This is a genomic window from Arthrobacter sp. DualSoilB13, assembly GCF_055389195.1.
Genome location: NZ_AP035865.1, coordinates 3,748,699 through 3,772,885, shown reverse-complemented (window position 1 = coordinate 3,772,885; position 24,187 = coordinate 3,748,699). Strand labels below are relative to the sequence as shown.

24 protein-coding genes and 2 riboswitches are annotated in these 24,187 nt (G+C 62.5%); of the genes, 11 read left to right on the top strand and 13 right to left on the bottom strand.

All coding sequences use genetic code 11. The features are described 5' to 3' along the window. Window positions 1-59 precede the first annotated feature (59 nt). The 3 genes from ACZ5J0_RS17405 to ACZ5J0_RS17395 form a co-directional block, all read right to left on the bottom strand. On the bottom strand, window positions 60-1,259 hold the full coding sequence (locus ACZ5J0_RS17405) for a cation:proton antiporter (RefSeq protein WP_464093670.1): 1,200 nt from the start codon (window positions 1,257-1,259) through the stop codon (window positions 60-62). Window positions 1,260-1,264: 5 nt separating this feature from the next. Next, window positions 1,265-1,747, bottom strand: coding sequence for a cation:proton antiporter regulatory subunit (locus tag ACZ5J0_RS17400; protein WP_142937740.1), 483 nt, complete (start codon window positions 1,745-1,747; stop codon window positions 1,265-1,267). Between the two features lie 64 nt (window positions 1,748-1,811). Further along, window positions 1,812-3,215 carry an MFS transporter gene (locus ACZ5J0_RS17395; RefSeq protein ID WP_142937741.1) on the bottom strand — a complete coding sequence of 468 codons (1,404 nt, stop codon included), beginning with the start codon at window positions 3,213-3,215 and terminating at the stop codon, window positions 1,812-1,814. A gap of 203 nt (window positions 3,216-3,418) precedes the next feature. Here ACZ5J0_RS17395 and ACZ5J0_RS17390 point away from each other — a divergent pair, with 203 nt between their 5' ends. The 6 genes from ACZ5J0_RS17390 to mnhG are packed head-to-tail and all read left to right on the top strand — an operon-like array spanning window position 3,419 to window position 9,733. Further along, window positions 3,419-6,436, top strand: coding sequence for a Na+/H+ antiporter subunit A (locus ACZ5J0_RS17390; RefSeq protein ID WP_166842183.1), 3,018 nt, complete (start codon window positions 3,419-3,421; stop codon window positions 6,434-6,436). Next, a complete protein-coding gene (locus tag ACZ5J0_RS17385) occupies window positions 6,433-6,933 on the top strand; it encodes a Na(+)/H(+) antiporter subunit C (RefSeq protein ID WP_142937743.1) in 501 nt (166 codons plus the stop codon). The genes ACZ5J0_RS17390 and ACZ5J0_RS17385 overlap by 4 nt, the downstream gene beginning before the upstream one ends. Next, window positions 6,930-8,513 carry a Na+/H+ antiporter subunit D gene (locus tag ACZ5J0_RS17380; protein ID WP_223941070.1) on the top strand — a complete coding sequence of 528 codons (1,584 nt, stop codon included), beginning with the start codon at window positions 6,930-6,932 and terminating at the stop codon, window positions 8,511-8,513. Before ACZ5J0_RS17385 ends, ACZ5J0_RS17380 begins: the two co-directional genes overlap by 4 nt. After that, window positions 8,510-9,076, top strand: coding sequence for a Na+/H+ antiporter subunit E (locus ACZ5J0_RS17375; protein ID WP_142937745.1), 567 nt, complete (start codon window positions 8,510-8,512; stop codon window positions 9,074-9,076). Before ACZ5J0_RS17380 ends, ACZ5J0_RS17375 begins: the two co-directional genes overlap by 4 nt. Next, the gene (locus ACZ5J0_RS17370) at window positions 9,073-9,351 is read left to right on the top strand and encodes an MrpF/PhaF family protein (RefSeq protein WP_142937746.1); all 279 of its coding nucleotides are present in this window, start codon (window positions 9,073-9,075) and stop codon (window positions 9,349-9,351) included. The genes ACZ5J0_RS17375 and ACZ5J0_RS17370 overlap by 4 nt, the downstream gene beginning before the upstream one ends. Next, window positions 9,341-9,733 carry a monovalent cation/H(+) antiporter subunit G gene (mnhG, locus tag ACZ5J0_RS17365; RefSeq protein ID WP_142937747.1) on the top strand — a complete coding sequence of 131 codons (393 nt, stop codon included), beginning with the start codon at window positions 9,341-9,343 and terminating at the stop codon, window positions 9,731-9,733. Before ACZ5J0_RS17370 ends, mnhG begins: the two co-directional genes overlap by 11 nt. A gap of 61 nt (window positions 9,734-9,794) precedes the next feature. Here mnhG and ACZ5J0_RS17360 read toward each other — a convergent pair whose 3' ends face one another. Together ACZ5J0_RS17360 and ACZ5J0_RS17355 are read right to left on the bottom strand one after the other, a co-directional pair. Beyond that, window positions 9,795-10,055 carry a DUF4235 domain-containing protein gene (locus ACZ5J0_RS17360; protein ID WP_142937748.1) on the bottom strand — a complete coding sequence of 87 codons (261 nt, stop codon included), beginning with the start codon at window positions 10,053-10,055 and terminating at the stop codon, window positions 9,795-9,797. 35 nt (window positions 10,056-10,090) lie between these two features. Then, the gene (locus ACZ5J0_RS17355; RefSeq protein ID WP_464093669.1) at window positions 10,091-10,768 is read right to left on the bottom strand and encodes an NUDIX hydrolase; all 678 of its coding nucleotides are present in this window, start codon (window positions 10,766-10,768) and stop codon (window positions 10,091-10,093) included. 230 nt (window positions 10,769-10,998) lie between these two features. Continuing rightward, a riboswitch (TPP riboswitch) is annotated at window positions 10,999-11,135 on the top strand. 75 nt (window positions 11,136-11,210) lie between these two features. Between ACZ5J0_RS17355 and ACZ5J0_RS17350 the strand changes: the two genes are divergently transcribed. The 3 genes from ACZ5J0_RS17350 to ACZ5J0_RS17340 are packed head-to-tail and all read left to right on the top strand — an operon-like array spanning window position 11,211 to window position 14,229. After that, complete coding sequence (locus tag ACZ5J0_RS17350) at window positions 11,211-11,831, top strand: ECF transporter S component (RefSeq protein ID WP_142937750.1); 621 nt, start codon at window positions 11,211-11,213, stop codon at window positions 11,829-11,831. Continuing rightward, window positions 11,831-13,438: an ABC transporter ATP-binding protein gene (locus ACZ5J0_RS17345; RefSeq protein ID WP_464093668.1), complete on the top strand. Its 1,608-nt coding sequence runs from the start codon at window positions 11,831-11,833 to the stop codon at window positions 13,436-13,438. Before ACZ5J0_RS17350 ends, ACZ5J0_RS17345 begins: the two co-directional genes overlap by 1 nt. Beyond that, entirely contained in the window at window positions 13,435-14,229 is a 795-nt protein-coding gene (locus ACZ5J0_RS17340; protein WP_166842189.1) for an energy-coupling factor transporter transmembrane component T family protein, read from the top strand. The genes ACZ5J0_RS17345 and ACZ5J0_RS17340 overlap by 4 nt, the downstream gene beginning before the upstream one ends. Window positions 14,230-14,318: 89 nt before the next feature. Here ACZ5J0_RS17340 and ACZ5J0_RS17335 read toward each other — a convergent pair whose 3' ends face one another. Together ACZ5J0_RS17335 and ACZ5J0_RS17330 are read right to left on the bottom strand one after the other, a co-directional pair. Further along, complete coding sequence (locus tag ACZ5J0_RS17335; protein WP_166842190.1) at window positions 14,319-14,918, bottom strand: GNAT family N-acetyltransferase; 600 nt, start codon at window positions 14,916-14,918, stop codon at window positions 14,319-14,321. A gap of 76 nt (window positions 14,919-14,994) precedes the next feature. Further along, entirely contained in the window at window positions 14,995-17,115 is a 2,121-nt protein-coding gene (locus tag ACZ5J0_RS17330) for a penicillin acylase family protein (protein WP_464093667.1), read from the bottom strand. 101 nt (window positions 17,116-17,216) lie between these two features. On the opposite strand from ACZ5J0_RS17330, the gene ACZ5J0_RS17325 reads away from it, so the two are divergent. After that, window positions 17,217-17,951, top strand: a complete 735-nt coding sequence (locus ACZ5J0_RS17325) for a siderophore-interacting protein (protein ID WP_464093666.1) — start codon at window positions 17,217-17,219, stop codon at window positions 17,949-17,951. Between the two features lie 27 nt (window positions 17,952-17,978). Here ACZ5J0_RS17325 and ACZ5J0_RS17320 read toward each other — a convergent pair whose 3' ends face one another. Both ACZ5J0_RS17320 and ACZ5J0_RS17315 read right to left on the bottom strand, forming a co-directional pair. Further along, entirely contained in the window at window positions 17,979-18,458 is a 480-nt protein-coding gene (locus tag ACZ5J0_RS17320; RefSeq protein WP_464093665.1) for a hypothetical protein, read from the bottom strand. Next, window positions 18,455-19,438, bottom strand: a complete 984-nt coding sequence (locus ACZ5J0_RS17315) for a WXG100 family type VII secretion target (protein ID WP_464093664.1) — start codon at window positions 19,436-19,438, stop codon at window positions 18,455-18,457. Before ACZ5J0_RS17315 ends, ACZ5J0_RS17320 begins: the two co-directional genes overlap by 4 nt. Before the next feature lie 212 nt (window positions 19,439-19,650). Here ACZ5J0_RS17315 and ACZ5J0_RS17310 point away from each other — a divergent pair, with 212 nt between their 5' ends. After that, window positions 19,651-21,174, top strand: coding sequence for a UDP-N-acetylglucosamine 1-carboxyvinyltransferase (locus ACZ5J0_RS17310; RefSeq protein ID WP_142937758.1), 1,524 nt, complete (start codon window positions 19,651-19,653; stop codon window positions 21,172-21,174). Between the two features lie 315 nt (window positions 21,175-21,489). Here the strand turns inward: ACZ5J0_RS17310 and ACZ5J0_RS17305 are convergent, their stop codons facing one another. From ACZ5J0_RS17305 to ACZ5J0_RS17290, 4 genes are read right to left on the bottom strand one after another with little or no spacing between them, the layout of a single operon-like run. Continuing rightward, window positions 21,490-22,116 carry a hypothetical protein gene (locus ACZ5J0_RS17305; RefSeq protein ID WP_464093663.1) on the bottom strand — a complete coding sequence of 209 codons (627 nt, stop codon included), beginning with the start codon at window positions 22,114-22,116 and terminating at the stop codon, window positions 21,490-21,492. A gap of 10 nt (window positions 22,117-22,126) precedes the next feature. Further along, window positions 22,127-23,335, bottom strand: a complete 1,209-nt coding sequence (locus ACZ5J0_RS17300; protein WP_464093662.1) for an O-succinylhomoserine sulfhydrylase — start codon at window positions 23,333-23,335, stop codon at window positions 22,127-22,129. Further along, on the bottom strand, window positions 23,336-23,746 hold the full coding sequence (locus tag ACZ5J0_RS17295; RefSeq protein WP_142937761.1) for a rhodanese-like domain-containing protein: 411 nt from the start codon (window positions 23,744-23,746) through the stop codon (window positions 23,336-23,338). After that, window positions 23,743-24,006 carry a DUF1737 domain-containing protein gene (locus ACZ5J0_RS17290; protein WP_250820490.1) on the bottom strand — a complete coding sequence of 88 codons (264 nt, stop codon included), beginning with the start codon at window positions 24,004-24,006 and terminating at the stop codon, window positions 23,743-23,745. Before ACZ5J0_RS17290 ends, ACZ5J0_RS17295 begins: the two co-directional genes overlap by 4 nt. A 13-nt stretch (window positions 24,007-24,019) precedes the next feature. After that, a riboswitch (SAM riboswitch) is annotated at window positions 24,020-24,131 on the bottom strand. Between the last annotated feature and the right edge of the window lie 56 nt (window positions 24,132-24,187).

Below are 24,187 nucleotides of genomic sequence, written 5' to 3'. Positions count from 1 at the left end.
GCTTTGGGTGTGTCTTTGGGGTGAGATCCCGCCCCCTCGGCGGAGGGGGGACACGCTCGCTACGCGGGTGCGCGTTCCGGCGTGCGGGGTGGTGTTCCCGGAGTTTTTCGGATGGCCTTGACCACTGGCTCCACGAAGCGGGCCGCAAGCGGGCCGAGGATGGCCATGATGAGTACGTAAGCGGTAGCGAGGGCTGCAAGTTCATCGGGCACGGCCCCGGAAGCAACAGCCAGCCCTGCGATGACAATGGAGAACTCACCGCGGGCGATCAACGCAGCTCCTGCGCGGAAGCGGCCCGGCACAGCGATGCCCGCGCGCTTGGCGGCCCAAATTCCTGTGAGCATCTTGGTTGCGGCGGTGACGAATGCCAGCACCAGCGCCCATCCAAGGACCGGGGGAATGGAGGTGGGGTCCGTGTTGAGTCCAAACGCCACGAAGAAGATGGCAGCAAAAAGATCCCGCAAAGGTTCGAGGATCCTGGTGGCGTTGTGGGCCGTCGCACCGGAGATAGCGATGCCCAACATGAACGCACCCACTGCGGCGGAGACTTGCAGGGCAGATGCAATGCCTGCCACGAGGAGAGCCAGGCCAAGCACGTTGAGGAGGAAGACCTCCGAGTTCTCGCTGTGCACTGCCTGCGAGACACGGTGGCCGTGCTTGAGTGCAATCACCAGAACCACCGTGACCACGGCCAGGGCAATTCCCACCGTTTGCAGTCCGCCAAGGAATCCCACACCGGCAAGGATGGCGGTCAGGATGGGCAGGTAAATGGCCATGGCCAGGTCTTCAAAGACCAGGATGGAAAGCACAACGGGCGTCTCGCGGTTACCGATTCGGCCGAGGTCGGTGATCACCTTCGCGGCGATGCCGGACGATGAGATATAGGTGACGCCACCCATGACGATTGCACCCACGAGTCCCCATCCCAAAAGCACGGCCAATCCGGCGCCCGGCAGGAAGTTGAGGACAAAGTCCATGACGCCGGCCTGCCACGATCTTCGAAGACCTGTAACAAGCTCCGACGCCGTATATTCCAGTCCGAGCATCAGCAGCAGGAGGATGACGCCGATTTCTCCCGAGAGATGGGCGAACTCGTGCATGCCATCGAGTTTGACGAACCCGCCGGCTCCGAAAGCCAAGCCCCCCACCAAGTAGAGGGGTATGGGGGACATGCCTATTCGGCCCGCTAGTCGAGCCAGGAGACCGAGGCAGAAGACGACGGCCCCCAGTTCAACGAGGGCTAATGCAAGCGGATCCATACCGGTCAACCGTTGCGGAGGATGTCGGCTGCCGAGTCAAGACCTTCCTGCGTGCCGACCGCTACGAGCAAATCGCCGGTGTGAAGTACGACGTCGGGAGCCGGCGACGGGACCACCTCGCCTTCGCGCATGATCGCCACGATGGAGACACCGCTGCGTGTGCGGATCTGCGCTTTGCCCATGGGTTGGTTCACGAAGGGCGATTCCGGTGTGATGGAGAACTGGCGGGTGACGATGCCCGGTATCTCGCGATGCTCCTCGGCCAATCGCATGGCAATGTGTTGCCCGCCCAGGAGGTTACCTAATGTGGACGCCTCGTCGGCTGTCAAAGGGATGGATGCCTGGCAGGTGTCAGGATCATCCCAGGTGGACACGAAAAGCTCTGTCTCGCCCTCTCGAAGTTCCACGACACCGATGCGACGGCCCGAGGCCGTGACGAAATCCTTACGGACCCCGAGGCCTGGGAGTTCAGTCTCATCCACGTTCATAGCTTCACCCTAACTCTGTTGTACGGGTCCGGTACGGCGTTCATGCCCAACCGGCCCTATGTAGTTAACGCTCGGGGACCACGGCTATTTCCACTTGGGCCGGCGGCTTCACCGGGAGGATCACCAAGAGGCCCGCGAGCAGCACCACCATGATTCCCAGGATGCCCCAGCGTTGGGCTTCACCTTCTGCAACAAGCGGCGAGGCAATGGTGATGCACAGGGTGAAAAGTGTGGGGGCGAGGAAGCTGACTGCCCTGCCAGTTGTGGCGTAAAGCCCGAACAGTTCACCGGATTCCCCGGCCGGGGCCAGCCTTGCCAGGTACGCCCGTGATGACGATTGGGCTGGTCCCACGAATAAGCAGAGCATCAGACCGAAGACCCAGAACGTGGTGGTCCCGGGCCAATCATTTCCGAAGAAGACGTAGTCCCCATTGCCGAGAACCAGGATGGCTGTGCCCGCGATGAGGAGGCCAACCAAGGAAAGGATAATGACTGACTTGGGTCCGATCCTGTCATCCAGGAAGCCTCCGACGATGGCACCGACAGCCGCTACAACGTTGCCGAAGATGGCGAAGAAGATGACGTCCTTGAGTTCAAATCCGAAAGTACCGGCGGCGATGACGCCGCCGAAGGTAAACACGGCCGCGAGGCCGTCGCGGAAGATGGCGCTGGATAGCAGGAAGTAGATGGTGTGGGGACTGGTCTTGTAGATCGCGCTGATGCGGCGGAACAGAAGTTTGTAGGAGTCCACAAAACCCAGGGACGTGGTGTTTCGCCTCGCGGAAACTTCCGGAACCGCGAACATCACGGGAAGTGCAAAGATGAAGAACCAGAGGGCGGAGAAGATGGCAACGAGCCGGATGTTCAGTGAGTCCTGCGTTGACGAGCCGAACCAGTCGAAGGAAGGCTGGACAAACAACTGCAGGACAAGGAGGAGCGCCACGATTCCTCCGAGGTACCCCATGGCCCAGCCAAAGCCACTGACCCTGCCAATGTTCTTGGGGGTTGAGATCTGGGCCAGCATGGCGTTGTAGTTCACGCCTGCAAACTCGAAGAAGATGTTGCCCAGAGCGATCAGGCAGACGCCGAGGAGCAGGAATTCCGGCCTCGGGAAAACGAAGAAGCACAGCGCAGTCAGGACGGCTGTGGCGGTCGTGTTGACTCCAAGCCAGAGCTTGCGGCGCCCTCCGGCATCTGAACGTTGGCCCGTGACGGGAGCAAACAGTGCAATAGCCAGGCCCGCAATTGCCAGCGCGGCACCGAGGGCTGCCGAGGCAGCGTCCTCACCTCCGAAGGCATTAGACGTCAAATACACGGTGAAAACGAAGGTGGTCATGACCGCTTGAAAGGCAGCTGATCCCCAGTCCCAGGATGCCCAAGCGAGGATTTGTGCCTTTTTGGAGGCTACAGGTCCCGAGGCAAGCTCGGACGTCGGATGGGAGGCTTCGGGAACTGCGGCCGCGTTCATAGCTTGAATGCTATAGGGGGTAGGGATATCGGTGGGCACATGACAGACCGGTATGTGGACAACGCGGCTTTAAGCCGTCCGCGCAGACGGGTTCCCATGCCGAAAACTGTCGGTCCGCCTTGATAAACTGAGTAAGCCGAACCCAACGTATGACCGCCTGCTCCAACTTTTGACAATATGTTCCTGACTTTGCGGAGATAACAGTGATCACAGTTCTCGCCATCACCTTTGTAGCGGCAACTGTGGCGCCCTTGATCTTCCGCAAACTGGGCAGAAATGCGTTCTACGCCCTCGCGGCTGTTCCTGCGGGCGCCTTTGTTTGGCTGGTCTTCCAGTACGAGGCCGCATATTCCGGTGGAGGAATGGAAGAAATCCTTCCATGGATCCCCACCCTTAAGCTCGAGCTCGCTTTCCGTATGGATCCCCTGGCGTGGGTGATGTCGCTCCTGATCCTCGGCGTTGGATCTTTGGTGCTGATTTATTGCGCCCGCTACTTCAAAAACAAGGACGCGGATCTGGGCGGATTCGGAGCTCAACTCCTGGCCTTTGCCGGCGCGATGTTCGGTTTGGTGACCTCCGATGACCTGCTGATGCTCTTCATCTTCTGGGAACTCACCACCATCCTGTCCTACCTGCTGATCGGCTATGCGCGCACCCGTTTGGCTGCACGCCGTTCGGCGCTCCAGGCACTCATGGTCACCACAGCTGGTGGTTTGGCAATGCTCGTGGGCCTCATCGTCTTGGGCCAGGCTGCAGGAACATACCGGATTTCAGAGATTTTGGACCAAGCCGGGACGCTCATGAGCGGACCGATGCAAGGAGCGGTGGCTGCCGCCGTCGTACTTGTCCTTGCCGGTGCGGTGACTAAATCGGCGCTTGTTCCGTTCCACTTCTGGCTGCCGGGCGCCATGGCGGCTCCCACACCTGTCAGCGCGTACTTGCACGCGGCAGCGATGGTCAAGGCCGGCATCTATATTGTGGCGCGTCTGGCTCCGGGATTTTCGACGTCGGAGTTCTGGCTTCCCGTGGTTCTCGGCCTGGGCCTGGCCACCATGCTGGTAGGTGGCTACCGTGCGCTTCGCCAAACCGACATCAAACTCATTCTCGCCTATGGCACCGTCAGCCAGCTCGGGTTCCTCACCATGGTGGTAGGCCTGGGCCGACCGGATGCTGCCCTCGCGGGACTGGGTCTGCTGCTGGCCCACGGCCTGTTCAAAGCGGCTCTCTTCTTGGTGGTGGGCATCATTGACCACCAATCCGGAACGCGCGATATCCGCAAGCTTTCCGGGGTTTTCCGTTCTTCGCGTGCCCTCGGAGTGGTGGCCGGTATTGCTGCCGCGTCCATGGCCGGCGTGCCGCCGTTAGCTGGTTTCGTGGCCAAGGAATCGGTATTTGAGGCCTTCGTCCACTACGGCACCGGCGATCATGCTCCGGTGTGGGGCATCTGGATCCTGGTTGGGCTGGTCATCGGTTCCATCCTCACTTTCGCCTACAGCGCCCGCTTCATGTGGGGTGCGTTCGCCGTCAAGCCCGGCGTGGAGCCCACGCCTTTCAAGCCCATCAAGCCCGCCTTCCTGGCCGCACCGGCGATCTTGAGCCTCCTGACCATCGCTTACGGTGTATGGCCGGCACCCGTGGACACATGGATCCAGCCTTACGCAGCGCTATTCGCTGATGGCGCGGACGCGGTCGACGCCGGACACTTGGCTTTGTGGCATGGCATCACTCCAGCTTTGGGGCTGACAGCGATAACCTTCGCGGCAGGCGCCGCGATGTTCTACGGACGCAACCTCGTCTCCCGGGCACAAAGCGTGGTTCCGGACTGGGTGGATGGCGACCGCGCGTACCAGAACACCATTGGCGCCTTGGACGATATTGCCGTCTGGGTTACCGGCCGCACACAGCGTGGTTCGTTGTACTTCTATCTGGCAGTAATTCTGACGGTAGCGTTCGCTGTGCCGGCCACCGCCTTGATCATGGCCAACAAGCCCCTGCCGGACGGCATCTACCTCATTGACCCGAACTCCCCGCTGCAGATCGTGGCCGGAATCGGGATCGTGGTGGGTGCCCTGGCTGCGGTCCGGGCCAACAAGCGCTTCCTTGCGGTCCTCATGGTGTCAGTAACCGGCTACGGCATCGCCCTCATGTTCGCGTTGCAAGGTGCTCCGGACCTTGCCTTGACCCAGATGCTCGTGGAAACCATCGTGCTGGTGGCCTTTGTGCTCGCCATGCGCAGCCTGCCCGCTGAGCTAAGGGACCGGACCGGTGGCAGGCTCCGGGTGATCCGAGTGATCATCGGCGCAGCCTTCGGTATCACCATGATCTTCGTGGCCATCTACGCCATGGGCGCGCGCGTTGCCACCCCCATCTCACTCGATTTCCCGCGACTGGCCTATGAAGGTGGCGGGGGTCTGAACGTGGTCAACGTGACCCTCGTGGACATTCGGGCCTGGGACACCTTCGGGGAAATCTCCGTGTTGGCCATTGCCGCCACGGGCGTTGCCAGCCTGATCTTCGTCCGCAGCCGCGGCGATCGCATCAAGACCTCCGAAGCCGTGCCTGAAGGCAGTGTGGGGCGCCGCACCGGTGTCGACCGTGATTCGCACGACGGAGCCGCCCTGGCCGTCGCCAAGAAGTTCACCGACGTCACGCGCGATGCCTGGCTGGTGGCGGGACGCACGCTGGCGCCGGAGCGACGCTCGATCATCTTTGAAGTAGTGACCAGGCTGATTTTCCACTCGATGATCGTCTTTTCCATCTACCTTCTCCTGGCCGGACACAACTTACCGGGCGGCGGCTTCGCGGGCGGTCTCACCGCCGGCCTAGCCCTCACCATCCGGTACTTGGCCGGTGGCCGGTTCGAGTTGAGCGAGGCAGCGACCATCAGTGCCGGCACCCTTCTGGGGACGGGACTTGCCACCGCGGCAGCCTCCGGTGTGGTTCCACTCTTCCTGGGAGGACAGGTGTTCCAGAGCGCGATCATCGAGTTCTGGCTGCCCGTCTTTGGTGACGTCAAGTTCGTCACGTCCACGATCTTCGACATCGGCGTGTACATCGTGGTGGTGGGGTTGGCGCTGGATGTCCTCCGCAGCCTCGGCGCCGAAATCGACGAGCACTTCGAAGGCAAAGGCGCGCCGCTCGCGGATGAAGATGCCGCCGAGCATCCCGAACTTGCCCACGAAGCCGCTGAATCCGCTGCGCTCGGGAAGGGTAACGCATGAGCATCAACCTGACCCTGCTGATCGTCATGGGCGTGCTGTACGCCTGCGGTATCTACCTAATCCTGGAACGCAGTCTGACCCGAGTGCTGTTGGGTTTGATGCTGCTGGCCAACGCCACCAACATTCTCATCCTGAGCACCGGAGGGTATGCAGGCCTTGCGCCGCTGTTCAGCAAGGAAACGGCCCCGGAGGCATACAGTGATCCTCTGCCGCAGGCACTGATCCTGACGTCGATTGTCATTTCCTTCGCGGTGACGGCCTTCATGTTGGGCATTATTTACCGCACGTGGGTCCTGGCTCGTCAGGATGAGATCCAGGATGACCTTGAAGACGTTCGCGTGGCGAAGACGCCGAGCTTCGATGCCGAGGACGATGCCATCGTGCCGCTGGAAACCTCGGAATTCGCGGTCACTCCTGCCAGCCCGGCGGATCGTGACAAACCGGACGCCACAGAGACCCCCAACACGGCAACAACCCGGGAAGGAGGCAGCGCGTGAATCTCGCGAACCTGTCGCCGCTAGCTGTCCTCCTACCAATTCTGGGTGCTGCCCTGGCGTTCTTGCTGATCCGCCATCAAAGCGCGCAGCGGGTGGTGAGCATTGGCATTCTCAGTGCAACCCTTCTGCTCGAGTGCCTGCTCCTGATCTCCGTATGGGATGGGGGCACCACCTCGGTCACTTTGGGCGGATGGCTGCCCCCGTGGGGTGTGGTCCTGGTAGTGGACCAGTTCTCCTCGCTCATGCTGGTGGTCTCTACCGTGGTGAGCCTTGCGGTGCTCATCTACGCAACGGGTCAGGGTATGGCCGACGGTGACCAGGAAGCCCCGGTCTCAATCTTCCACCCCACCTATCTGATCCTGGTGGCTGGCGTGTCCAACGCCTTCCTCACCGGTGACCTCTTCAACCTCTATGTCGGTTTCGAGATCCTGCTGACAGCAAGCTACGTGCTGATGACGCTGGGCGGAACGGGGCCGCGTATCCGGGCCGGTGTTACGTATGTGGTGGTTTCCGTGGTCTCGTCCGTACTGTTCCTCATTGCGATCGCCATGATCTACGGAGCCACGGGAACCATCACCATGGCGGACCTGGCCATCAAGCTGGCCGAGCTGGACCAGGGCACCCAGAACCTCCTGCATGTGATGCTGTTGGTGGCGTTCGGCATCAAGGCTGCAGTCTTCCCACTGTCTTTCTGGCTTCCTGACTCCTATCCAACTGCTCCCGCCCCAGTCACCGCCGTGTTCGCAGGATTGCTGACAAAGGTGGGTGTCTACGCGATGGTCCGGACAGAGACGCTCTTATTCCCAGGGGACACGCTGAACGTCCCACTGATGGTGGTGGCGCTATTGACCATGATTGTCGGAATTCTGGGTGCCTTGGCCCAGAGCGACATTAAACGTCTGCTGTCCTTTACCTTGGTGAGCCACATCGGTTACATGGTGTTTGGCCTGGCCATGAGCTCAGTGGCAGGTTTGGGCGCCGCGGTCTTCTACGTAGCCCACCACATCACCGTCCAGACCAGTTTGTTCCTGGTCACCGGCCTCATTGAGCGGCGTGGTGGCAGCTCGTCCATAGACCGCTTGGGTGGCTTGGCCAAGCTCTCCCCGCTGCTGGCCTTGTTGTTCTTTATCCCCGCGATGAACCTGGCGGGGATTCCGCCGTTCTCCGGTTTCCTTGGAAAGCTGGGGTTGTTGCAAGCAGGTGTGGAGCTGGGGACGCCGTTGGCGATCACGTTGGTGGTGGGCGGCGTGGTCACCAGCCTGCTGACACTGCTGGCGATCGCCCGTGTCTGGAACAGGGCGTTCTGGCGCAGGCCCGAGGACGCTGAGTATCCGGACCCCGTGCTAAAAACGCCCGGGAACGTGGGAGTACTTCCACGGACCATGGTGGGATCCACAGCTGGACTGGTGGTGTTCGGCGTGGCACTGACCGTCTTTGCAGGCCCGTTGTTCAAGGTCGCTGACGGCTCCGCAGGAATCATGCTGGACCGTTCGGCCTATATTCACTCGGTCCTCGGAGATTCGGTTGTGGTGCCGCCGCTGGTTCGAAGGGATGACGTGCAGACGGGGGATGCCAAATGAGCCGTAAACCGATCTCGTTCCGCACGGAGCTGCCGCTGCTCATCTGGTTGGTGATCGTATGGGGTGCCCTGTGGCGGGACTTCAGCCCCGGGAATCTCCTGTTTGGCGCCTTGATTGCCGTGCTGGTGGCCAAGTTCTTCTACCTTCCGCCCGTCGAGCTCAGCGGCAGGTTCAACATTCTTCGCGCCATTCCCTTTGCGCTGATGTTCCTCGCCAAAGTGGTGGCAGCGAGCTTCCTGGTGCTGTACCTGGCTGTAGCAAAAGGGCCCAAGGTCCGCAGCGCCGTCGTCGCCGTTCCGTTGCGGAGCCATTCCGACCTCATGGTGACGGCCACCGGCCACGTGATCTCGTTGATCCCAGGCTCCCTGGTGGTGGAGGTGGACCGCTCCACTTCCACGCTGTACCTGCACGCACTGAACATTTATGAAGAGGCGGATATCGACAAAATTCGTCAGGAAACCCAAGACATCGAAGCAGGATTGATCCGCATTATGGGTACACGCGAAGAAGTCGAGGCGCTCAAGGCCGAAGAACGGCCAGGGCTGGAAGGGGCGGCGCTGTGAAGGAAGTAGTTCTGGTGGTTACCGCCGTCATCCTCAGCCTGGCGGCCGCAGGTGCGATTGTCCGCATCGCCGTCGGTCCGTCCCTTCTGGACCGTGTTCTGGCATCAGATGTTTTGCTGGCCATCCTGGGCGCTGCCTTGGCGATCGATATGGCGCTGAACAAGCACCTGAACAACCTGATGCTGCTGGTGGCTCTGGCAGTGATCGGGTTTATTGGCTCGGTGACCGTTGCCCGGTTTGTGGCCGAGCGAAGGGAACAGAGCAATGAATCCTGACGCTTCGGGCCTTGACTTCGTCGTTGATGCTGTCACCGCCGTGTTCCTGGTGGTGGGCGCGCTGATGTCCCTGGGCGCAGCCATTGGCTTGTTGAGGTTCCCGGACCTCATGAGCCGCATGCACGCAGCCACCAAACCGCAGGTCCTGGGTCTGTTCCTCATGCTGGCCGCGATCGGACTTCAGATGCGGACATGGTGGGTGTGGCCGGTTCTGTTGGTGGCATGGATCTTCCAGCTCCTCACAGCACCAGTGTCAGCGCACATGGTTGGCCGTTCCGCCTACCGCACCAAACATGGACACCGGGAGAAGCTCACCAAGGATGAACTGGAGGCCGTGGTCCAAAGGGCGGCTGCCGGCCAGGAACCGCGGAGCGACAGCTAGCAGCAGCAACAACGAACGCCGGGATCACCTGCAGGTGATCCCGGCGTCGTGGTTTGGATGCTTAGACGATGTCGTGGCTCTTGGCGAAGCGCGCGATGGCCCGCTGGGTGCCCCGGCTCGCCAGGACTTGGATGAGCGTGCTGACAAAGGCGGAGATCAAAGCGAAGGTCAAGGCCGAGCGCAGGCTGGTTTCTGCGTCGTCATGACCCAGGGGCGGCTTGTTGCCTGTCGCTTTTTCCCACCCTTTGTTGACGAGTTTGGTGCCCACAAAGCCTGCCCCGAGGCTCACTCCGGCACCGATCAGCTTAAAGAAGAGGTTCATGTCCCCAGCCTAGCTGGCTACACCCATCGCACGCGTTAGCGACGGTTTTCCCGCTCCTTAAGGAACGCTGCCATGGAGCCCACCGGCGCCAGCACCGGGACGACGCTGTGCTCGGCCGTCCAAACCTGGTCAACTGTTCCGAACCCGGCAAGTTCCTTGAGGAGGTAATAGGTTGGCGGCATCAACTTCAAAGTGCCGGCCGCTTCCGCTGCAAGAATCTCCGCCACAGGCATCCACAATGATTGCCAAGCCTCGGTTGTTTGGTGCTGGGGCTTAGCACCAGCTGTTGGCTTGGCGATGTAGAAGAAGGTGTCGAAGCGCTTGGGCATGTCCGCGGGCGTGATCCAGTTGGCCCACGGGCGGAGGTGTCCGGCTTCGATGGTGAGCCCGGCCTCCTCCTGAACTTCGCGGATGGCCGCAGTGAGTATTCTCCCGGCGTTCCTCACGGCTTCGGCAGAATCCGCGCCCACGGAGCTCTGGTTCCATTCTGACGCGTGGCGTTGAAGCAATTCCTCCGGGTAGTCCCACCCGGACCCGTCCGCGGAGTCCACACGTCCTCCCGGGAAGACCACCATTCCGGCCGCGAAGTCCATGGTGCTGACCCTGTGTTGGACGAAGGCTTCGAGCCCGGCAGGGGCATCACGGAGCAGGATGACGCTTGCGGCCAGACGTGGTTGGGACACAGCGCTATGGGTGGTGGGAAGGTCCGTCATGAAGTGTGCCCCTTTGCCGCGGTGAAGTCTGCTGGTTCATTCTCTCAGGTCCCGTTGTATGGCCCGGTGTGCAGGGAATGGTGTGGGTTTAGGGTGCAGAGTGGGCCTCGCAACGCACGCGGGGGTCCGCACTGGGCTCTACCGCGGCTGATTGTGACTGAATGCCGGCCAACGGACCAGCGCCCGCCGCGGACACAGGTGTAAACTGAACCAGCCCATCAGGGCAGATTTGATAACGACAGGGGAGCGCCGCCGTCGGACTCTGCAGAGATGCAGGAGACGCGAGGGCGCTGAGAGTGCGGATAGCCGCAGACCCTCGAACCTGATCCGGTTAGTACCGGCGCAAGGGAGTCGAGCTTCTCAGAGTGTCCGGATCCGGGCGGCGCAGGCCAGCTGGATGACGGGTAGCACTTTCCCCTCCTGTAACCTCAGGAGGCAGAAAATGACCACGGTAAACGTGAAGAAGACCAGTTATAACTGGCGTGTTGTAGACATTGTTGTGGCGGCTTTGATCGCCATTGCCGGCGGCGTGATTTTCTGGGCATGGTCCCAGGGCGCCGCACTGGTCTCCATCCCCATGAATGCGACGTATCCGCCGCTCACCGGTCTGATCGCCGGCGGCTGGATGATCCCCGCGGTCCTGGGCATGCTCATTATCCGCAAGCCGGGTGCAGCGCTATTCTGCGAGGCTGTTGCCGCCACGGGTGAGCTCATCATGGGTTCGCAGTACGGCACCACGGTGCTCATCTCCGGCATTTTGCAGGGCCTGGGCGCCGAACTCATCTTCGCGGCGTTCCGGTACAAGAAGTTCAACCTGCCCACTGCTCTCCTTGCGGGCGCCGGCGCGGGCCTGTTCTGCGGCTTGAACGACTCCTTCCTGCCCTGGGGCTGGAACATCGCTTACGAGGCCATCGACAAGCTGGCCTACATCACCTTCACCACGATCTCCGGGGCGATCATCGCGGGCGCACTCTCGTGGATTGCGACGCGCGGACTGGCCAAGACCGGGGTGCTGAGCTCCTTTGCCTCGCGCAAGGCCGCTTCGGAGCCAGTCTTCAACTGATGTCCGCCACACTTAGCGGCGCGGTGCAGCCTGCTGCCATCTCCGCCGAGGGCTGGGGGTGGCGGCATGCAGGCCGGGCCCAAGCTGCCATTGAGGGCCTGGACCTTCGGATTGAACCGGGGGAGCGCGTGCTGCTGCTGGGTCCTTCGGGTGCGGGCAAGTCCACGCTCCTGCATGCCCTTGCCGGGGTTCTGGGGGACGAGGAAGACGACTCGGATGAGACCGGCTCCCTGCTGATTGACGGCGTCGCGCCCCGCGAGCAGCGTGGCCGTGCCGGGCTGATGCAGCAGGACCCTGAGACGCAGGTGGTGCTCTCGCGGGTGGGTGACGACGTCGCCTTCGGCGCGGAGAACCTCGCCGTCCCACGGGACGAGATCTGGGAACGCGTCCATGAAGCGCTCGACGACGTGGGGTTGCGTACCGCGGCAGGCGGCGGTTTGGCGTTGGATCACCCGACGGCGGCACTCTCCGGTGGACAGAAGCAGCGCCTGGCGCTGGCCGGCATTTTGGCGATGCGACCCGGCCTGATCCTGCTGGACGAACCAACAGCAAACTTGGACCCGGCGGGCGTTCTGGAGGTCCGGGATGCGGTAGGGCGGTGCCTGGACAAGACCGGCGCCACCCTTGTTGTGGTGGAACACCGAGTGTCCGTGTGGAAGGACCTGGTGGACCGGATTGTGGTCCTGCAGCCAGGGTCAACAAAGGCGGCGGGCTCGGACGGCTTGGGAGCGGGCCGGGCTACAGGGGGCGTCCTCTTGGACGGGCCGCCGGACCAGGTACTTTCTGAAGCCCGCACCATGCTGATGTCAGCCGGCGTCTGGGTGCCGGGATATGTTCCGGCGACCCGGGAACGGCGGAATGATCCCCACGCCGAACCCCACACCGCGCAGCTCCTCCTCGCGGCGCAGGACCTCGCAGTTTCCCGAGAAAAGCCACGACGCAAGAGGTTCAAGACCATCCCACCCGTGCCGGTTCAAACGGGCATCAGTGCACAGGTCAGGGCAGGCCAAGCGCTGACCATCACGGGTCCGAACGGTGCCGGCAAATCCACTTTCGCGCTCACGTTGGCCGGCCTTCTTGCGCCGGTGGACGGCAAGGTCAGTGCCGCCGTCGACCTTTCCCAGGGTGCCGGTATTGACCCGTACAAGTGGAAAGCCGAGCAGTTGATCTCCCGCATTGGGACGGTTTTCCAGGAACCTGAGCACCAGTTCGTCACAGGCAACGTCCTGGATGAGCTCATGTTTGGTCCAAAGCATCTTGGCCACGGCGAGGAACGCGTGGATGAACTGCTGGAGCGGTTGCGGTTGACGCACTTGGTGGATGCCAACCCGTACACGTTGTCCGGCGGGGAGAAGCGGCGGCTCTCGGTGGCCACGGTGCTCGCGGCCCATCCGAAAGTGCTTGTCCTGGACGAGCCCACGTTCGGTCAGGACGCCAACACCTGGGCAGAACTGGCGTCGTTCCTTTCCGAGCTGCTGGACGCTGGAACCGCGGTGGTCTCCGTGACCCACGATCAGGAATTCAGTGCCGTACTCGGCGGAACGGAATTGCGGCTCGGCCCGATCCAACAGGGTGAAGCCACACGTCAGGAAGCGGGTGCAGCATGAGGGACGCCTTGAACCTGCGCGGGAACCATGCCCTCCTGACCAAAGCCAACCCGTTGGCCAAGTTCGTATCCGTTTTCCTGATTTCCTTGGTGCTGGCCCTGTCCATCGACTGGGTCTCGGCCTCCACAGCACTGGTTGCGGAACTGGCGCTCTTTCCACTGGCCGGACTCACCCTCAGGCTTCTGTGGCAGCGGGCCTGGCCCCTGATCATCGCGGCGGCGATCGGCGGCTGGAGTACCGCGATTGTGGCGGCGGACAGCGGAGCTGTGCTGCTCGACGTCGGACTCTGGTCCATCAGTGAAGGTTCCCTGGAGCTGGGGCTGGGTTTCATGCTGCGCGGTTTGGCGATTGCGTTGCCGGCCATTCTCCTGATGACCTGCACCGATCCCACCGACTTGGCTGATGCCTTGGCGCAGAAAGCAAAGCTGCCACACCGCTTTGTCCTGGGGTCCCTCGCGGCGATGAGGCTGGTGGGGCTCATGGCCGAGGAATGGCAGACCATTGGCATGGCCCGCCGCGCCCGTGGGGTGGGTTCACAAGGCAGCCCGTTCCAACGCCTGAAAGCAACCCTCGGCCAGAGCTTCGGGCTCCTGGTCCAAGCTGTTCGCAGGGCTTCCCGGCTGGCTGTGACCATGGAAGCGCGCGGTTTCGGCGGGGGCCGGCGGACGTGGGCGCGCGAATCTACGTACTCGCTGTTGGATGCGTGGGTGGTCCTTGGCGGACTGGTGATCGCCGCCGGTGCGGTGCTGACGGCCGTTGGAGCGGGAACTTGGAGTTTCGTCTGGCGTTAGCGCTGGAGGCGTTGGTGAGCTGGGCACCAAGCGTGCCGCCGGTAGCGTTGGGGGCCGCCGGCGGCACTTTTTGTCCTCTCTACGCGGGCTCAGAGAGCCTGCTGCTCCTGGATTTCATCGAAGCCTGCGCGGGTCAGGAACCCCAACTGGGCTTCCTTCTCAGCGAGCTGAATGATGGGACCCAACTCAAAGCACGTCGCTTCCAGGCGGCGGAGGGCCTTGGCGTTGCGGGAGTCCGGTTCCACCACAATCCGGTCCTTGCCCGGCAGGGAGAACATGTACTTGATCAAGGACGTGCCCAGCTTCGGGGTGAAATGCGGGATAGGCCGTGTGGCGGGGGCCAGAAGCAGGTGCATGCCGATGTCCGCCTCGCGGGCGGGGTATGCCTCACCCACGGGATCGTGCAGGGGCTCGTAGGTCTGGAAGAGGGCCAGTGGCTCCCCGTCAAGGAGGGCCAGGAAGGCGTGGTGGGTCTCCAAGGAGTCCAGGAACTCGTAGATCCCTTGGACTTCGTCCCTGGAGTTTTCCGTCATGCCCCAGAACTTGGCGCGGGGTTGGGTGACCCATTCGAAGATGAAGTGGATGTCCTCGGCAGGAACCAGCGGGACAAGCCGCAATGCGCCCCATCCCTCGAGGTCTTCAGCGTAAACGGTGGTGCGGACAGAGAAGTCCTGGGTGGTGGTGGTCATGGCTTCCTTCGGGGCTGATGCGTTCTGATGCGGATGCTGGCGGATGTGGGGTCACGAGAGGGACGGAACGGGCTGGTCAGGGATGATCTTTGGCCAACGAAGGCCAGTCAGTGACCACCAGGGCGAGTTGACCCGCGGTCCAGAGCGGCAGCTGATCGGCGAAGTGCCGGTGACCTGGCGAGCCGGAAGCACCGAAAGGCACAATCCAACGGCTGTTACGCCGATCAGCCAGGTCCCAGACGTAGCGGGCCACGGGCCCACGGAAGCTTCGGTCTTCGACACCTGGGAGACTCTCGGTGCACAGGACGCACCCGGTGTCTCCGCTGAGCTCTGAGGTGGGCGCCGATGACGCGAGGGGGCCGGGGAGGACGTTGACGGCCAGAAGTTTGTGCCGGTCACCCCAGGCGGCTCCGTCCAGCAAAGCCTCCTCCAAAGCAGCAACCTCGAGCGCTGCCGCAGCTTCCACTCCAACGTTGATGCCCAGTTCGGAGCCACGCGCCAGCAGGGTCTCCAAGGCGAATCCAATGCGGGATGCCACGGATAACCAAGGCCCGAACAATGCTGAGTAACCAGTGGGCTCATTCAGGGGTGCCAACGCGGAATGCCGTGCCAGTCGCTGGACGATAGCTCCGCGCCACGCTGCAAAGACCGCAGCTTGGTGGCTGCCGGCATCCATCAGTCCATCCCACGTCAACAACAGCGCACGCAGTTCCTTGGCCTCCCTGGACAGGTCCTGGGTGTCAAGGCCGGAGAGCGTTGACCGGAACAACGGCCACGGACCCAGCAGAGTGTCCGTGTGGATGGCCTGCATGGCGTCCACTGATAACGGACCGGCGGTCGACTCCAGCAACTGCCGGATGCGGAGGGCCCGATGCGCGGGCGCGAACTCCATGGCCACGACGTCACCGCCGCCAGCTTCGCGGTCGTTCGCGCTGACGGTAAACCTCTGGACCTCGGTGCGGGGCAGGACCACGTACTGTCCCTCCCACTCGTGACGGGCCGAGAGGGCCGGGACGGGCAAGCGCCGGTTGGCCGGATTCCGTTGCGGAACCAACCCGGCGACGAAATGCCGTACGGACCCGGAAACGTCGGCGGCCACTACGCTGTTGACGGGCTCCACCCACGCATCGAAGGCGGCTTCCACGTCGGAAACGCTCCGGCTCCGCAGCAGCGGCAGGAGGGCCTCGAAACCCAACCGCCCCTCGACCCTGGCCGGGAAACGCAAACTCAGTGCGCCGCCGTCGGGCGTTTCAGAGATGACCGGGCCGCGCGCGGTTTCAATAATTTCAACGGCCACTGTCTCACCGTCGCGGACGGTGATGGTTTCGGAACTCACGACGACGGGCTCCCAGCCTTCCGCTCCGCGCGCCTCGATGCGATCACCGGATCTGTCGCTGATCCGGCGCAATTCCTCCACGAAGAGGTCCTGGTAATCGGCCATGGCGTTGGTGATCGCCCAGGCGGTGTTGCCGGTGTGGGCGAAATGGGGGAGGCCGGGAACTCCGGGGAACGCGAATCCGATCGCGTCGAACTCGGGGCAGGCCAGCCGTACCTGTTGGTAGACGCCGGGGAGTTCCATGAGGCGGTGGGGGTCGCCGGCTATCAGCGGCAGGCCGCTGGCCGTCGTCGAGCCGTGGGCCGCCCACGCGTTACTGCCTGACCAGACGGGTGCCTCGATGCTGAACAGGCTGACGGCGTGGTCGCCGAGTGTCCGCGCGACGTGTGCCCGGAACAGTTTGTTGGGGAAGGTGGAGAAGAGGATGTGGTGCACCAGGAAGACGCCCAGCGGGGTCCATGGATTCCACGGCTCGGGTTCGCTGCCGGACTCGTCAAACTCGGCTCCGCCCCGATGCCCGTCCGTCAGTGCTTGATTGATGCCTGCCACGTACTGTCCGCACCAGCGTTGAGTGCCTGCGTCGAGGTTTTCGAAGCAGCGGCGCGCGGTGACATCCAGCCGCGCCTGCCGGGCAAAACGGTCCCAGAGCACCGCGTCTGGGCCCAATACTTCGGCTGTGCGGCCTTCCGAACGCCACCGTTCCAGCTCGATCTGCCAAGAGCGGTCCGTGGCCGCATTCTGACCTTGCAGAAAGGCGAGTTCGTCTGGGGAATCAGCCCATAAATGCGGGATTCCCCACTGATCCCGGTATGTTCCGGAGCCGCCTGCCGGGGCGGGATGGTGCGTCGGGGCAGACGTCATAATCTCTGGCCGCTTTCAAGCTTAGGTTAGGCTTACTTAAGCTCAAGATAAAGGGCTTTGGCCCCGTTCACAAATCGTGGACATTCGTGAAGGAGTGTTGCTTGAAGCGCAATTGGGAAGGCGTCGTCCTCAAAGTCATGGGCGCCAAGGACTTCACCCTGGAGGTCACAGGAAGTGAAGAAATCACCCCGGACTTCCTCCGTGTGCACGTGCGGGACGGCGGACTACTGGAGCGCAGCGGCCTGCATCCCACCATGTGGATCCGGCTCTGGTTCAACGACTCCGGCAAGGCCCACCAGCGCGCCTACACCTTGGTCAACGCCTCCCCTGCGGACGGTACGTTCAGCATGGACTTCGCGATGCATCACGGCGTTGCTGCGGATTGGGCGCGCTCAGTGCAGCCCGGCGACACCATTGATGCCACCGTCCAAGGCAGCTCCTTCACGTTCCCGCAGCCCGCCCCGCGGCGGACGTGGATTGTGGGAGATCCCGCTTCCATCCCGGCCATTAATTCGCTGCTGGACGAGCGCGGGCGTGTAGCTGCCGGCGCAGCTCCCGTGACGGCGTGGCTTGAATACCAACACGACGCCGACCCCTCGCTTGAGGTGCGTACCGTCGATTCCGACGTCGTCACCTGGGTTCCGCGCAAACGTGACGGTGCCGCTCTGGTGGAGGAAGTCTGCGCTGCGCTCACGGCAGACGCTGTTTCCGTGGGAGACGACTTTTTCTGGATCAGCTGCGAAGCATCAAGTACGCGGGCAATCGTCAAGCACCTGAGGAAAGAACTCGGAGTGGACAAGCACCGGATTGATGCGTTGGGGTACTGGCGGGCCTAACGATTGACGGGTTCCTCGCGGTGGGCGTTACTCGCGCCAGGTGAGGTAGCCCTTCTGCCCCTCCGGCGGAGTGAGGACCACATCGCGGCCGTACTTCTTCCTGGCATCGGCCCCCGAGAAGGCGTCCGGGACAATACTGACCGCTTTGGTAACTTTGCCGTCTTTCAGGAAAACGAAAAGTGCCGGTGAGGCGGTGTAGCGGCTCTCCTTGGTGAGCGGTTCCCCAAAGGCTTCCTCGATGTCCTTGGCCGGGGTTCCAGACGTGACAAAACCTGCTTGGTCCCAGTCGAAATCCGTGGCATCGGACAGCTTGAGCGCCGTGCCGTTCGTGGCGGACTCCAGGACCTGATTGTTGAGGTGGTCGTTCGTTTCGGGCATGACGGATCCTCCGAGGGAACAGGCGGCCAAGGCGCAGGCCAGAACTAAGGTGAGCAGGCTGGTCATGGTGACGCGGGGCACCGCAGTCCTGGTGCGGCGTCGTGCGTTTGGGGTGGCAGGACGACTCACGACGTAGTCCTGGACTCGTCGTTGAACTCAGGATCTTCACCAGGGGCTGGCTCGGCGTTGCCGGCGTCACCCGTCTGATCAGCGGGGATCTGGTTTGACGGATGCGGCAAAAGGTCAGGTCCCACCACCACGGTGTCTCCGTTATTGACGGCTTCCTCGATCAAGTCTGCAAGCTCCTCAGCACTGGCGTCCGGATTGGCGATGGCCACGTTGCGTCCAACCTCATTGTTGTACAGATCCATTGCTTCGCGTGGAGCAGGGTTTCCCGGGAGCTGTTCGTGGGCGGTGGCGTAGTCCTCGGCCCAGTCTGCGCCGAACTCCTTCACCATGAGGGCGTTCCAGTAGGCGTGGCGGAAGGCGTCGTTCTGGTCATCGTTGCGATCTTCGCTGGGGAAGCGCTCATCGGCAACACTGAAGGCGTCGTCGTGAATGCCCTTGAAAGCGTTCAGCTCAAAAGGTCCAAGGCCGTTCAGCAGTTCCGCTTCCTTCTCGGTAACCACCCTCTGATCCGTCACGAATCGCAGCGGATCCCAGTCGCCGGGCCAGTTGGTGGTCTCGGCGTCGCTGACCTGGTACTGGTCCAGGATCTCCTGGGGCGTGGGCTGGGTGGGATTGGAGGTCTTTGTTGTGGCGTCCTTCGCCGGTTTGGCGGAGTCGTTCCCGGTCCCGCTTCCGCCGGAGCCGCCTGGGCCGCTGTTGCCTGCGCTGGCGCCCTCAGTGGAGGCACCCGACTGCTGGTCCGCGTTGGTGAGCACAGACTTGGACGCTTCTTCTATCCCACGCGAGGTCCTTTCAAGCAGCGGCCGTAAGTGGCCCTGCCACTCGGAGGCGAAGCGTTTGGCATCCTGTCCCTGCCAATAGCCGCCCTGCGCGATCAGGGAATCGAGTTCCCGGGCGCGGGTGGTCAGCAGCGAGGCCCCGCTGGCAAGGGTTTTCGATAGTGCTTTGAGCTGATCGACGTCGGCGCCGTAGAAAGGCATATTTCCCCCTGAGCTTTCCTGTACATCCTTCGCCAACTCCCGTTGGGGCACAATGGGGAGCTCTACCCTTGAAGAAGCTGAGGGAAAGCGTTCACCCAAGGCGAGCCGCCGACGTCGTGCCCTATATCGCACAGGGCGGGTATGGTGTGATGTTTACCGCTGAATTGGCATGTTGCACTGAACTCCTAGCTCACTTGTGATATTTATTGGTTATGACGCAACCTACCGCCGAACATGTAGGCCTCCTGCTCCGCGACGCCCGTGGCGAAAAAGGCTGGACGCAGGGGCAGCTGGCTACTGAATTGGGAACCAGCCAGAGCGCAATCGCCCGGATGGAACAGGGCAAACAAAACCTCAGCCTCCGCATGATTGAACGCCTCGAAGCCATTTTTGGGCGGTCCATCGTCAAAGTGGCCAAGCCGCAGATGACCCACCTCCGCGTGGAGGGCGGCCGGACCCTCTCCGGTGAAGTGGACGTCAACAGCAGCAAAAACGCCGGCGTAGCCCTCTTGTGCGCGAGTCTCATTAACCGCGGCACCACCACGCTGCGACGGCTCGCCCGGATCGAGGAAGTCAACAGGATCGTTGAGGTGCTGACCTCCATCGGCATGGAATGTACATGGCTCAACGGCAGCGATCTCCGCATCCGGCGCCCCGAGGTACTGGATCTCGAGTCCATGGATGTTGACGCCGCCCGGCGTACCCGCAGCGTCATCATGCTGCTGGGTCCCCTCCTGGACGAAACCAGCGAATATCTTCTTCCCTACGCCGGTGGCTGTGACCTCGGAACCCGCACGGTGGAACCTCACATGCAGGCGCTTCGCCAGTTCGGCCTCGAAGTGGAGGCGAAGTCCGGTTTCTACTCCGTGACCGCTCCTCCCGCCGACGACCTCGATCGCTCCTTCGTCCTGACCGAACGCGGCGACACCGTCACGGAGAATGCCATCATGGCGGCCGCCCACCGTGAAGGCACCACCATCATCCGCAACGCCAGCCCTAACTACATGGTGCAGGACCTTTGCTTCTACTTGCAGGGCCTCGGTGTGGAAATTGACGGCGTGGGAACCACAACGCTGAAGATCACCGGGCGTTCCGCCATTGATGTGGACATTGAGTACTTCCCGTCCGAAGACCCGATTGAGGCCATGAGCCTGATCACCGCAGGCATCGTGACCAACTCAGAGGTCACCATCCGCAGGGTGCCCATCGAGTTCATGGAAATTGAGCTTGCCACCCTGGAACAGATGGGCCAGAACCTCGAGGTATCCGGGGAATACATGGCACGCAACGGACGCACCAGGCTGGTGGACGTCACCACCAAGCCGTCGGAGCTTCACGCCCCACAGGACAAGATCCACCCCATGCCGTTCCCCGGCCTGAATATCGACAACCTGCCGTTCTTCGCAGTGATCGCAGGCAACGCCGAGGGCCAGACCATGATCCACGACTGGGTGTACGAGAACCGAGCCATCTACCTGACGGAACTCAACAAATTGGGCGCACAGGTGCAGTTGCTGGATCCGCACCGAATCTACGTCAACGGACCCACCAAATGGCGTGCCGCGGAAATCGGCTGCCCGCCGGCCCTCCGCCCGGCCGCTTGCCTGCTCCTTGCCATGTTGGCAGCCAGGGGCACCTCCGAACTTCGCAACATCTACGTGATTGAGCGCGGCTATGAGGACCTTGCAGAGCGACTGAACACCATTGGCGCGAAAATCGAGTACTTCCAGGACTGACGCTGGCGCTGCCGGGACATCCGGGGGCACCCGTTAGTGCTTTTGGCGCTCCCGTTCGCGCCGGCGGCACCCGTAAGTGTTTTTGGCGCTCCCGTTTCCGCCGTTTGCGCCAGATACCTCTGGTGCGGATGGCGGGAACTGGTGCGGAACGGATGGGTGGCCGGCCCCAGCCCTGTCCCCACCCGGCCTCCTGACGCAGAATGGAGCACACACGGACTTTCGGGGTTGCGGATGAGCTACTCTCATGACGCCAAAGTGACCGTGCGGGGTACTGCCCCCGCGCGCATCAGGAACGACCTCTCATGCTGACCCGGGTCAGGAGGCCTTTGCGTCCTGTTCTTCCCACGTCATCAGGTAGGCGCCGACGAGTCCCTCCACCAGATAGAAGCAGAACGGCGGGATGTCCTTTTTGGCTGCCAGGATGGCACCGTAAACGGGTGCGCTGGCCGCAGCCGTGATACCAATCCAGCGGCTTGCGGGCAAGGAAAGAAGGCTCCCGCCGAGCGCGGCCAACGCCACAACATGCAGCCCGGAGTACGCCAGGAACGGCGCGTTGGATCCCCTGCGGTAGGCGAACCCTTCAAGGTCGGATGCTCGCCGGGCGAGGCTTGAGACGAAGAACGGGGCGCCCGCGAGTAAGGCGGTGGCTGCACCGAAAGCCCACTTCCTCGCCCTCCGATGCGATGCGTTTCCTTGAACGGCATCTTGGTCCTGAACAGCGCGGGCAAAGGCGGCGAATCCCACCGGCACTGCAACTGTTCCCGCGGCGGTTAGGTGCTGACCCACGATCCAGCCGCGCTGTCCGGCTGTGAGCATGCGCAGCCGCTCGGCGTTGTCGGGGGTGATGTAAACGCGTGAGACTGGAGAGATTCCTACGAACCACACCACCGTGCCGGCAACGATGACCGCTCCGGCACGGCGATAGGGATGGTTCCCGCTCATGGCAGCAAGGTTAGACCTGTTTGAGGGCCTTCTCCAGATCCAGGATGAGGTCGTTTACATCTTCAAGCCCTACGGACAGGCGGACAACACCATCCGAAAGCCCGATCGCCGCCCGCCCCTCCGGTCCCATGGCCCGGTGGGTGGTGGTGGCAGGGTGGGTGATGAGGGATTTGGAGTCGCCCAGGTTGTTGGAGATGTCAATGACGGAGAGACCGTCGAGCAAGGCGAAGGCAGCCTCTTTGGCTGATCGTCCGGCCGAAGGAGATAGCTCAAAGGTCAGGACGGTGCCGCCCGCCTTCATCTGCTTCGCCGCAAGTTCGTACTGCGGGTGAGACTTTAACAGCGGGTACTTAACCCAGCTGATGTCGGGTTGCTGCTCGAGCCACTCTGCGATCTTCAACGCGGATGCCGAGCTGTGGTTTACACGCAGTCCGATGGTCTCCAAGCCCTTGGTCAGCACCCAGGCGTTGAACGCGGATAGTGAAGGGCCGGTGTGCCGCATGAGTTGCTTGACGGGGCCGTCGATGAGTTCTTTGGTGCCCAGGATCGCGCCGCCAAGGACGCGTCCCTGGCCGTCGATGTGCTTGGTGCCGGAGTAAACAATGACGTCCGCTCCCAGCTCACCGCAGCGTTGTAGCAGGGGCGTGGCAAAGACGTTGTCCACCACCACGGTGGCCCCGGCAGCATGCGCCAGTTCGCTGACCGCAGCGATGTCCACGATCTCCTGCATGGGGTTGGACGGAGATTCGAAGAAGACCGCGGTAGTGGGCTCGGAGAGGGCTTCGCGCCACTGCTCCAAGTCCGGGCCGTCTACGAAGACCGTGTGAACGCCCCACCGTGGCAGGATCTCATTGAGGATCACAAAGCAGGAACCGAACAGGGAACGGGCGGCAACCACGCGGTCACCGGCAGCCAGCAGGGCACCCAAGGCAGTGAAGACCGCGGACATACCTGACGCAGTCGCAAAGCAGGCTTCGGTTCCTTCGAGCAGGCGCAGCCGCTCCTGGAACGTTGCAACGGAAGGGTTGCCGTAGCGGGAGTAAACGAAACGTTCGTCCTCACCGGTGAAGGCGCGCTCGGCGGCAGCAGCGGATTCGTAGACGAAACCGGAGTTCAGAAAAACGGGCTCGGACGTTTCCTGGAAGTTGGTACGGTCAAGGCCACCGCGGACGGCCTGGGTATCAGGGCTCCACCCGGCGGCATCGGGATTAAAAGTCACTTACTCAGTCCCCAGATTCGTCGGCAGGCCACGGTTCTTCCAACCGTTGACGGTGCGCTCACCATAGCGGTCCGGTTCACCTTCAAAGCCCTCCAAGACGTTGTAGGCAGTGAAACCGGCTTGCGTGGCGGCGATGGCTGCGGAGATGGAGCGCTGGCCGGAACGGCATAGGAACACCAGCTCAACGCCGTGGTCCTCGGGTGCCTGCTGACGCAAGTCCTCGATGAAGCGGGAGTTGGGGATGCCGCCGGCGAGGTTCCACTGGATGAACAGGGGATCGTTTTCCGTGGCTTTGGTGTCGGGGATACCGATGTGGGCCCACTCGCCCTCGGTGCGGACGTCCACCAGGATGGCACCTTCTTCGAGTTTGGCCCACGCATCCTGCGGGGTCAGGTCACCTGCGTAGCTCATGCGTGTCCCTCGAATGCTTCGTCGTCGTCGCTCTCAAGCTGGTCAACGGCACTGGCAACGGCGGCATCGGCATTGGCGATCGCGGCGGGCAGCACCACTGCTTGGGCAACGATGACGTCGGTGCCGTTGAACGTGGCAGCCGGGCTGCCATGGAGCACATAGCCCTCCGCGAGGGCGCTGTGGATCCGCTCGCAGAAATCACGGGTGTCCGGGCCAGTAATCAGGCGATAGGAAAGTTTTTCTTCAGTAGGTTCAGGCATAGCTGGTGCTCCTCAGTCACGCTTGCAGTTCGAGTTGTCGATACGCCGAGTAGTCACCTGAGGCACCCCGCCGGAGAGAGGGTTGCCGACCAGCAAGTCAGGGCTTCGCGCTGGTACTCATTACTCAAGAAAAACGTAACATCCGCGGGCCTCGGGCTGCACTTGCGGGCTGGTGTCCGGC

Bases quoted from the DNA above. Each gene is read 5' to 3' on its own strand.
- ACZ5J0_RS17405 (WP_464093670.1), bottom strand. From the start codon at position 1,259: ATGGATCCGCTTGCATTAGCCCTCGTTGAACTGGGGGCCGTCGTCTTC.
- ACZ5J0_RS17400 (WP_142937740.1), bottom strand. From the start codon at position 1,747: ATGAACGTGGATGAGACTGAACTCCCAGGCCTCGGGGTCCGTAAGGAT.
- ACZ5J0_RS17395 (WP_142937741.1), bottom strand. From the start codon at position 3,215: ATGAACGCGGCCGCAGTTCCCGAAGCCTCCCATCCGACGTCCGAGCTT.
- ACZ5J0_RS17385 (WP_142937743.1), top strand. From the start codon at position 6,433: ATGAGCATCAACCTGACCCTGCTGATCGTCATGGGCGTGCTGTACGCC.
- ACZ5J0_RS17375 (WP_142937745.1), top strand. From the start codon at position 8,510: ATGAGCCGTAAACCGATCTCGTTCCGCACGGAGCTGCCGCTGCTCATC.
- mnhG (WP_142937747.1), top strand. From the start codon at position 9,341: ATGAATCCTGACGCTTCGGGCCTTGACTTCGTCGTTGATGCTGTCACC.
- ACZ5J0_RS17360 (WP_142937748.1), bottom strand. From the start codon at position 10,055: ATGAACCTCTTCTTTAAGCTGATCGGTGCCGGAGTGAGCCTCGGGGCA.
- ACZ5J0_RS17355 (WP_464093669.1), bottom strand. From the start codon at position 10,768: ATGACGGACCTTCCCACCACCCATAGCGCTGTGTCCCAACCACGTCTG.
- ACZ5J0_RS17350 (WP_142937750.1), top strand. From the start codon at position 11,211: ATGACCACGGTAAACGTGAAGAAGACCAGTTATAACTGGCGTGTTGTA.
- ACZ5J0_RS17345 (WP_464093668.1), top strand. From the start codon at position 11,831: ATGTCCGCCACACTTAGCGGCGCGGTGCAGCCTGCTGCCATCTCCGCC.
- ACZ5J0_RS17340 (WP_166842189.1), top strand. From the start codon at position 13,435: ATGAGGGACGCCTTGAACCTGCGCGGGAACCATGCCCTCCTGACCAAA.
- ACZ5J0_RS17335 (WP_166842190.1), bottom strand. From the start codon at position 14,918: ATGACCACCACCACCCAGGACTTCTCTGTCCGCACCACCGTTTACGCT.
- ACZ5J0_RS17330 (WP_464093667.1), bottom strand. From the start codon at position 17,115: ATGACGTCTGCCCCGACGCACCATCCCGCCCCGGCAGGCGGCTCCGGA.
- ACZ5J0_RS17315 (WP_464093664.1), bottom strand. From the start codon at position 19,438: ATGCCTTTCTACGGCGCCGACGTCGATCAGCTCAAAGCACTATCGAAA.
- ACZ5J0_RS17310 (WP_142937758.1), top strand. From the start codon at position 19,651: ATGACGCAACCTACCGCCGAACATGTAGGCCTCCTGCTCCGCGACGCC.
- ACZ5J0_RS17305 (WP_464093663.1), bottom strand. From the start codon at position 22,116: ATGAGCGGGAACCATCCCTATCGCCGTGCCGGAGCGGTCATCGTTGCC.
- ACZ5J0_RS17295 (WP_142937761.1), bottom strand. From the start codon at position 23,746: ATGAGCTACGCAGGTGACCTGACCCCGCAGGATGCGTGGGCCAAACTC.
- ACZ5J0_RS17290 (WP_250820490.1), bottom strand. From the start codon at position 24,006: ATGCCTGAACCTACTGAAGAAAAACTTTCCTATCGCCTGATTACTGGC.